This is a genomic window from Saccharopolyspora rectivirgula DSM 43747, assembly GCF_000497205.1.
Taxonomy (GTDB): domain Bacteria; phylum Actinomycetota; class Actinomycetes; order Mycobacteriales; family Pseudonocardiaceae; genus Saccharopolyspora; species Saccharopolyspora rectivirgula.
Window position 1 is genome coordinate 1 of record NZ_AYJW01000097.1, and the last position, 8,906, is coordinate 8,906.

Sequence of the window (8,906 nt, forward strand, 5' to 3'; positions counted from 1 at the left end):
AGCAGTTCGTGGTGCTCCACGAACTGGTGGTGCAGGGTTTCCTGCAGGGTGCTCAAGCCGCTCTCGTCCCGCAGGACCGCGCGCAGGCTCGCGGAGTCGGCGACCTCTCCCTGCAGGAGGAGCGTGAGGGAGCGCTCCACCCCGTACTGGCCCAGCCGGTTCAGCAGTCGTTGCCGCACCTCCGGCGGGACGGTGTCCACCGCGGTGCTGTTGGCGAACCGGTCGGCCGACAGCACGAGTTCTTCCAAAGTGGATTCCGGAAGTTGGGCGAGCTGTCGCAGCGCGGTGAATTCCTCTTCGGTCAGAGTTGCGGCGGCCTGCCCGAGGATTCCCACCACCGGGTTCACGTGCTGGGTGAACAGCCGGAGGGTGGGATCGTTCCGGTAGCGCTCGGCGATCCGCTCGGCCGCGGGGAGGGCTTCTTCGCCGCCGCTCCCGGTTTCGTCCGCCCGCGAGTAGGCGACGATGGTGTTGATCGGGGCGGTGCGGGAGGTCTGCAGCTCGTGCACCGACTGCAGGAACTGCAGGTCGGTCTGGTGCAGTTGCCTGGTCAGGTAGAGCACGGCGTCCGCTTCGGCCAGCACCTGGGCCAGGGCGGAGCGGCCGGTCTCCTGGACCGCGGAGGAGGCCACCCCCGGGGTCTCGATGAAGGTGATGGCCTTCAGGCTGGGGGAAGGGGTCTCGATGACCAGCCTGGCCACTTCGTCCGGACGCCAGTACTGCAGGTTCCGGATCGCGTTGGCGTCCAAAGTGTTCACCGGGAATTTCTGCACCCCACCGGCCGGGGTGTGCACCAGGATCTTCGGTTCCGGGCCGTACTGGTAGAAGGTGTTGACCTGGGTGCGTTCCTCGGCGTCGGCCGGGGCGAGCTCCTCGCCGAGCAGTGCGTTGATCAATGTGGACTTGCCTGCTTTGACCCGACCGCTGACCGCGATGCGCAGCGGCTGGTTGAGCCGTTCCATCCGGTCCCGCAGCCAGGAAGCGGTTCGCGGGTCGTCGCGGTAGAACGTCATCGCCCGGGCCAGGAGCGCTCTGGCGTGCTGCAGCAGTTCGCTCATGCCGCGGTGATCCGGTGTTGGGTGAGCATGTTGACTCGACGGCGTAGCACGTTCAGCTCTTCCAATTTCTGTCTGATCTCCCGGGCGCGCTGGTCGCGGTCCACCGCACTGCGTTCCGCGGAGAGCTTGAGGTTCTGGATCGACCTGCTGATCTCCATCTGCGCCTGCTCGGTGATCCGCGTGAAGTGGGCGTGCAGTGCTCGGTGGATGGCGCGGATGGTCGCTTTGGAATCCTTGTTCACCTGGAATATAACTTGCTCGACGTAGCGCTGGATGGCGCTGCGCGCCTCGGCCTGGCGGCGGCGCAATCGGGCTTCGCTCTCCTCCGACAGGCTCTTGCTGCCCAGCAGCACACCGGCCGAAACCGAGACCACGTTCAGCAGCGGCAAGCCGGCCATGGTGGTGATCAGGCCGAACATCAGCACGCCGCCGTAGGACCCGCGCAAGCTGGTGAGCGCTTTGTCCACCAGCTTGTACTCGCCGTTGTAGGTCAGCTTCGGGTCTTCCAGCTGGTCCATCGGGTTCGGCGGCCGGACCTGCTCCAAGTCGGGCAGGGCATCTCCGTGCTCGGTGACGAGCTGGTTGGCGATCTGCTCGGCGAGCAGCTCCTGCCGCTGGTCCAGCCACTCGTAGGTGGCCACGATGGCGTCGCTGAGCTGGTCCCGCAGCCAGGCGCTGAACTCGTCCCAGTTGTCCAGCGGGTCAGCGGTTTCCAGGCTTTCGTTGGCCTTGTTGAGCACGGCCCAGGAGCGCTCCCGGAAGTCGAACTCGATGTCGGCGAACAGCTCCTGGATGCCGTCGTTGAGCGTCTTCTGCCAGCGGGCGGTGGCGCGGCGCAGGTCTTCGGAGCGGCGTTGCTGGGTTTCCAGTTCGACCAGGGTTTCCGCAGCGGTCCGGGGGTTCTGCGCGGCCAGTTCGGACTTCAGCGACGTGGTGATCTGGTTGAGCGTTTCGGAGACGTTGTGCGCCACCAGGCGGCGGGTGAGGTGCTCGTGCTTGCCCGCTATTTCGGTTTTGAGGTATTCGAGCAGGGGTGGGAACCCGGATTCCTGGTTCAGCTCCGCGTCCCGGTTCTGCATCGCCCGCATCCGGATGACGGAGGAGACCGGGAAGATCTTGGCCACGATGCCGGCGTTGCTGAGGTGCTTGCGGTTCATCTCCAGCACCCGCCGCCAGTGCGGGGTCCGGTCGGTCTTCGGCTGCACCAGGGCGATGTTCGGGCAGAGCGCGGTGGCCTGCTTGAGGAAGGTCAGCTCGTTGGTGGTGAGCTCCTGGGTGGCGTCGGACACCATCAGCAGGGCGTCGGCTTCGGCCAGCACGGCCAGCGTGGTGGCGGTCAGGGAGGAGGAGGTGGAGCCGACTCCCGGGGTGTCCATCAGGGCCAGGCCGTTCTTCAGGATCGCCCGGGGCAGTCCGACTTCGCCGCGCATGACCGGGCGGCCGTTGGCCACGGCTTGGTCCAGGTGCTCGCGGATCCGCTCGACGGGGACCGGCACCCGCTCCAGCGCGGGCGGCGCTTGCGGCCCGGGGGCGGGTTCCTGCTCGACGATCAGCGCGGAGGGTTCTTCCGCGTGCCGGATGAGAGTGGGGACGAAGGTTGCCACGTCTTCCCCGACCGCGCACACGGGGGCGTTGACGATGGCGTTCACCAGGGTGCTCTTGCCCTGCTTCGATTCACCGACGACGAGGACCAGCTGGGTGGGGTCGAGAACACGGGTGCGGATCTGGCGCAGCCTGCCGTGCAGGTCGGCGCGCTGCAGTTCCGCGCATTCCGCGCTCGCGCGGTCAATGAGTTCCACCAGCGCCGTCTCGATCACGCAATGATTGTGGCGCCTAGCGGAAACTGATTAAACCCGGGAGGGTGAACTCACAGTACCAAAAAGGGACAAAACGGACGACGCTCTTCTTGCAATAGGGCAAAAGGGCGAAATTCCGGGGTCCGCAGGGAGCGGACCCCGGAATTTGCGGCTGTCAGCTCTTCAGGCTCAGAGCAGGCCGTCCACGACGTTGTTCACGGTGCCGCCCACGATGGTGCCGGCGCCGCCCGCGATGCCAGCAGCGGTGTCGACGGTGTGGTCGACGGTGTCGGTCACGTCGCCGACCAGGCCGGTGGCGGTCTCGCCCACGCCACCGACGACGCCGCCGACGGCGTTCACGGTGTTGGCCAGGTCGACGTTCACCTCGTTGCCGCTGATCAGGTCGTGGGCGCTGATCAGGTTGTTGGAGTCGTTGGCCTCGATGCCGATCTTGGTGACGTTGTTGGTCAGGGAGGAAACGCCGGACAGGGCACCGTCGACGGTGTCGACAGCGCTGTCAACGGTGTTGTCCACGGTCTCGGTCACGCCACCGAGGTTGACGCTGGTGTCGCTGACCAGGTCGTGGGCGCTGATCAGGTTGCCGGAGTCGTTCTTCTCGATGCTGATCTCGGTGGTGTTGTTGGTGACCTCCGGCAGCTGCTCGTCGACGTCGCCGCCCTTACCGAAGTCAGCGTTCTGTTCGGGGTTGTTCTTCAGCATGCTCAGCTCTTCCTGTTCCAGTGAATGTGCGGGATGCAGATGGTTGATCGCGACGTGCTGGGTGCTCGTCGCGAACTGATCGATGCTGCTCTGCAGTGAGCGGCTGTACTCGGTTACGACCTCGACTGGGGCATAGTCGAGGACGAGCGACGTTGCCTGCAGGACGTCAGTCGCAGTCAGGTCCCCGAGGCCAGCCTGATCCAGCGTGGCTTGCGGATCAGCGATGAAAGCCGACCGGGCCGCCGGGTCGGTGGCGAGTTGGGTGAGGAACTCGTGCACCGTCGGCTGCTCGGTGTGGGCTGTCTCGTTGTGCGTCCCGGGGGCGGCAGTGGGGGACTCGGCCCGACCTTGATCGTGCTGAGTGTCCACCATGTAAACCTCCTGGCGCTCAGCGGTCGCTCGGTTGGGTGCTACCGAGTGAGGTCGTCCTGTCCCTCGCTCCCTTGCTTGATCAGGTTAGGAGGTTTTCACCCACGGGTCATCGGGAGCGACACCTAGTCAAGGAAATCTCTATTAGGGGATGGACCTAGTGATCCACTAGGGGGATCATTGGGGGATCCAACGCCGCTCCGTAATCAACCGCACGCTAGATTGTGTTCGTGCTGAGCCACACCTGAAAGGCCCCGGAAGTGGCTGAGTAGTAACACGAAGGGATTGCATGCCTTACGTGCTGGGCGTCCACCTGGGCGCCACCGTTACTTCGGCTGCCATCGCCAGGCGCGACGGCAGGCAGTGGGTGGCACCTGTCCCGGTGTCGCTGAACGGTGGTCCGGGGACGAGACCGGTGGTCCCGACCGTCCTCTGCCGAGTTCAGGACGGTTCCTACTTGGCCGGGCCGGCAGCGCAGCAACGGGAGACCACGCACCACGAGTGGGTGGCGCGCGGATTCACCCGCTTCGTCGGCGAGGACTTGCCGCTGCTGATCGGCAGCGAATTCGTGCCCGCCGAGCAACTGGCCGCCACCATGGTCGAGTGGGTCGCCGATCACGTGGCGCACCAGCAGGGGCACCCCCCGGAGCACATCGCCGTCGCGCACCCCGCCACCTGGGGAGCTCACCGCACCGCGGCCCTGCACCAAGCGCTGGCCAGGCTCGGCCTCACCGACGTCACCATGCTCCCCGAGCCGCTGGCGGTCGCCCTCGACTACGGCAACAAGCAGCAGGTGGAACAGCAGAACGCGATCGCCGTCGGCAACATCGGCGGCAGCGGTCTCGACGCCACCGTGCTGCGCTGCCGCGACTTCGGCTTCGAAATCGTCGGCCAGCCGCTGGACAGCCCGTACCCCAGCGGGCAAGACCTGGACGACGTCGTCTTCGGACTGGTCCGGGAGCAGTTCGCCGAGCAGATCAACGCCCTGGACCCCACCGACCGCGCGCACCGGACCGCGCTGGCCAACCTGCGCGCGGAGTGCGCCCGCGCCAAGGAAGTCCTCTCGTACCACCCGGGGGTGCAGATCCGGGTGGACATCCCGGGGCTGCGCACCGAGTACTCGCTGTCCCGGTTCCGCTACGAGCAAGCGGTCCGGCCGCACCTGGAACGGGTGCCGGGGCTGATCCAGCAGTCCCTCCAGTCCGCCGGGCTGTCCACCGAGGACGTTTCAGCGGTCGTGCTGGCCGGCGGCACCGCTCGCACCCCGCTGCTGCGGCAATTGGTGGCCGACCGGCTCGGGGCGACGCCGCAGGTGGACGCCGCGCCGGAACTGGTGGCGGCCACCGGGGCCGCGCAGGCCGCTGTCCGGGTGCTCTCCGCCGACACCGACAAAGCGGAGTCGGCCGCCGAGACCCGGCTGATCATGGCGGTCGATGACGACCAGTCGGACTTCCCGGCGGAAGAGCCGGCCACCGCTCCGCCGCCACCCATCGAAGTGGAGCCGGCTCCGCTCGAACCGCCCGATGAAGAACGGGCGAAGCGGATGAAAACCATCAAGATCGTGGCTGCTGTCGTGCTGATCCTAGGTGGGGTGATCTTGACGTTCCTCTGGCCGAACGCTTCCGTCAGCGGTGTTTTCGGAGCGCTGCACACGATGCTGCGCAGTTGACGAACTCGGACTGACCGACTGAGCGCACCGACCGGCATGACAAGGACATCTGGTGTGAAGAACTCGAAGAATTCCCAGCTCGCCCTGGTGTCGAACGTCCATGCGGCCGAACTGCGGGCAACTGTCGAGCAGGCCCCGTCCGCACCGGTTCTGGCTGGGATCCAGGGTGCCGGTGGTTATGGGAAAACCGCGCTGCTGAAGGAATTTGCCGAGATCTACCGGAATGCCGGAATGCCGGTTCACGGTCCCGAAGCCACTGCGGAACAAGCCGCGGACGGGGCGGTGCTGGTGGACGACGCGCACCGGCTCGGTGGTCAGCAGCTCGCGCACCTGCGGGAACTGGCCGGCCAGTCCGGTGTGCGGCTCATCGTGGCCTACCGGCCCGGGCCGCGGCCGGCGGAGCTGAGCCAGGTGATCGAGGTGCTCGGCGCCCCGGTGCTGCTGAACGCCCTGGGCACGGACGACATCGCGCAGACGGTCCAGCAGGCCCTCGGGGGCCCCGCACCGGCGGAGTGGGTGAGCTGGCTGCACGCCCAGACCGGTGGTGTGCCGCGGTTCGTCCAACGCGTGCTGGCGGCCACCGAACCCGGCGCGCTGGCCACCCAGCTGCCCGCCCAGGCGCTCGACCAGTTCCAGCACGACCTGGAGCAGCTCGGTCCCCACGGCTGGGAATGCGTGCTGGCCATCGCCAGCGGCGCCGTGCCGCACCCCGAACTGCTGGCCGGGGTGCTCGACCTGGACGCCACCGACGTCGCCGACAGCTTGGCCGCGCTGCGTTCCGGTGGGCTGATGGGCAGCAACGACCGGCTGCTGCCGGTGGTGCGGGAAGCGGTCTTCCACCTCACCCCGTGGGAACGCCGACTGCAGGTGGTGCGCCGGCTGGTGGAGACCCAGATGGCCCGCGGCGGTCGAGTGCTGCCGCTGGTCCTGCCGCTGCTGGGGCAGGAAGTGGCGCTGCTTCCGGAGTCCACCTTGGCCACGGCGTTCGAGCAGGCCGGGGAGGAAGCGCTGCGGAGCGCTCCGGAAGTGGCCCGGCGCCTGTTCGACGCCGCGGTGTCGGCGGGCGTCCCGAACTCCTCGGTGGCCGCTCGGCGGGCCAAGGCCGCGGCCGTCAGCGGGGAACTGGACGACGCGCTCCGGCTGGCCGATCAGGTCGTCGTGGACGAATCGGTGCCCGACCGGCAGCTGGGGGCGCAGGTGGCGGCCAGCGTGCTGGCGCACCGCGGCCTGCTGGAGCGCTCCGCGGAGATGTGCCGGTGGTCGGTGAACAACCTGCGGTGGTCGGGAGACCGGGCGTTCGCGGTGGTCGGCCTCATCGGCTGCGGTCGACTGCAAGAGGCCGACGAGCTCTGGCAAGCCCCCACCGACTCCGGCCCGCCCATCTCGATCTCCGGGGCTGCCGACGAGCTCGCCGAAGGGGTGCGCGAATCGGTGGTCGGCTCGGCCGCCTCCGCACTGTCCAAATTGGTGCGTTCGGCTTCGCTCGCCGAGCCGATGGGGGCCGACGTGCTGCTGCCCGACACGCCGGCGTCGGTGGCCGCGCTGGTGGCCTTGCACTGCGGTGAGATCGAGGTGGCCAAGTCGACGCTGGAACGCGCGATCGCCTCCGGTTCCGGCGGGCCGCTGCTGCAGAACAGGCACCGGTTGCTGGCGGCCTGGTTGCCGCTGCTGCGCGGCGACACCCTGAGCGCGCGCAGCATGCTCGAATCGCTCCCCGGCTCCGCGGTGCGGGACCGGCTGCTGGCCACCGCCCTGCAAGCCGGCATAGCCAACCGGGACAACGACATGACCGCCTTGGCCGCGGCCCGGGGCGTGGCCCGGCAGGCGGTGGCCGAGCACGCGATGGACCTGTTCAGCCTGCTCCCGCTCGGCGAGCTGGTGGTGGCGGCGGCCCGGTTGCGGGACCAGGAGTGGCTCTCCCCGCACCTGGACCGGGCCCGGGAACTGCTCAGCAAGCTCGGCAACCCACCGCTGTGGAGTTCCCTGCTCATCTGGAAGTGCCTGCAAGCGGCGGTCGTGCTGGACGAGCACGACAAGGTGGAGAGCTACACCGCCGAGCTGGTCGAAATGGCCGACCACAACCAGTTGGCCAGCGCTTTCGCCGAAGGCGCCCAGATCTGGCTGCACCTGCTCAAAGGGCAGGTCGACCAGGCCGCGGCGGAGAAGGCCGCCCGCGCCCTGCACACCGCGGGATTCGCCTGGGACGGTGCCCGGCTGGCCGGGCAGGCGGCCATCCGCACCAAGGACCGGCGGGTGATGCTCGCCCTGCTGGAGTGCGCCCGGGCGCTGCAGGGCAAGCCACCGCGGCCGCGCGCCGTGCCGGAGACCGCTGACAGCGATGCCGACCTGCTCAGCGAGCGGGAGAAGGAAGTGGCCGAACTGGTGCTCGCCGGCTTGACCTACAAGCAGGTGGGCAAGCGGCTGTTCATCTCCGCGAAAACCGTCGAGCACCACATCGGCCGGATCAAGCAGCGGCTCGGCTGCGCCAACCGGGAGGAACTGCTCTCCCGGCTGCGGGAGCTACTGGGCCATCACTGACCGGTCCGCTGCAGCAGCAGCGCGGCCCGCAGCGTGCCGGCGATCTCGCACATGGCCTCCTGGAAGCGACCGCCGATCGGGCGCATGTTGATGAACCCGTGGATCAGGTCCTCGAACCGCCGGGAGATCACCGGCACCCCGGCCTTGGCCAGCTGGCGGGCGTACTCCTCGCCCTCGTCGCGCAGCGGGTCGAAGCCGGCGGTCACCACGTAGGCCGGGGGCAGGCCGGTGAAGTCCTCGGCCAGCAGCACCGACAGCTGCGGTTCGCGACGGCGTTCGACATCGGGCAGGTAGTGGTCGATGAACCAGTCCATGTCCCGGTCGCTGAGCAGGAACCCGTTGCCGAACAGGTCGCGGGAGCGGCGGCGCGTGGTGGCGTCCACCGCGGGGTAGAGCAGGAACTGGAAGGCCGGTTTCTTCAACCCGCTGGTGGTGGCGTGCAAGGCGACCGCGGCGGCCAGGTTCCCGCCCGCGCTGTCCCCGCCCACCGCGATGCTCTCCGGGGCGGTGCCGAGTTCCGCGGCGTTGTTCAGCGCGAACTGGTAGGCCGCGGCGCAGTCCTCGAAAGCCGCCGGGTAGGGGTGCTCGGGCGCCAGCCGGTAGTCCACCGACAGCGATCTCGCTCAGCGTTGCAAAGCCTTTGCCGTTCCGGATCTTCTCGTGCACCACTTGCTTGGCCAGTCGCAGATGCCCTTCGGCGGCCGGAGCGAGGGACTGAGACGAGACGCTGGATTCCATGCGCCGGTAATCCTGAGT

General features: G+C 68.3%; 5 protein-coding genes and 1 pseudogene. 2 read left to right on the top strand and 4 right to left on the bottom strand.

What is annotated here, in order from left to right; all coding sequences use genetic code 11:
* The 3 genes from SREC43747_RS0118245 to SREC43747_RS0118255 all read right to left on the bottom strand — a co-directional run.
* Window positions 1–1,058 (bottom strand): dynamin family protein (locus SREC43747_RS0118245; protein ID WP_029722819.1); only part of this gene is annotated, 1,058 nt, incomplete at its 3' end.
* Entirely contained in the window at window positions 1,055–2,875 is a 1,821-nt protein-coding gene (locus SREC43747_RS0118250) for a dynamin family protein (protein ID WP_029722820.1), read from the bottom strand. The genes SREC43747_RS0118245 and SREC43747_RS0118250, both read right to left, overlap by 4 nt.
* Window positions 2,876–3,043: 168 nt before the next feature.
* The gene (locus SREC43747_RS0118255; RefSeq protein ID WP_051388145.1) at window positions 3,044–3,946 is read right to left on the bottom strand and encodes an IniB N-terminal domain-containing protein; all 903 of its coding nucleotides are present in this window, start codon (window positions 3,944–3,946) and stop codon (window positions 3,044–3,046) included.
* 286 nt (window positions 3,947–4,232) lie between these two features.
* Here SREC43747_RS0118255 and SREC43747_RS0118260 point away from each other — a divergent pair, with 286 nt between their 5' ends.
* Both SREC43747_RS0118260 and SREC43747_RS0118265 read left to right on the top strand, forming a co-directional pair.
* Window positions 4,233–5,612 (top strand): Hsp70 family protein, encoded by a 1,380-nt coding sequence (locus SREC43747_RS0118260; RefSeq protein WP_029722823.1) that lies wholly within the window; start codon window positions 4,233–4,235, stop codon window positions 5,610–5,612.
* A 54-nt stretch (window positions 5,613–5,666) separates the two neighbouring features.
* Complete coding sequence (locus SREC43747_RS0118265; protein WP_029722824.1) at window positions 5,667–8,150, top strand: helix-turn-helix transcriptional regulator; 2,484 nt, start codon at window positions 5,667–5,669, stop codon at window positions 8,148–8,150.
* Here the strand turns inward: SREC43747_RS0118265 and SREC43747_RS0118270 are convergent.
* Window positions 8,144–8,770 (bottom strand): annotated as a pseudogene (locus tag SREC43747_RS0118270) (alpha/beta hydrolase); the annotation flags it as partial. The gene SREC43747_RS0118265 and the pseudogene SREC43747_RS0118270 overlap by 7 nt on opposite strands.
* Window positions 8,771–8,906 lie beyond the last annotated feature (136 nt).

What these genes read in the sequence shown, in the direction of transcription:
- SREC43747_RS0118255 (WP_051388145.1), bottom strand. Translation starts at nt 3,946, where the DNA reads ATGGTGGACACTCAGCACGATCAAGGTCGGGCCGAGTCCCCCACTGCC.
- SREC43747_RS0118260 (WP_029722823.1), top strand. Translation starts at nt 4,233, where the DNA reads ATGCCTTACGTGCTGGGCGTCCACCTGGGCGCCACCGTTACTTCGGCT.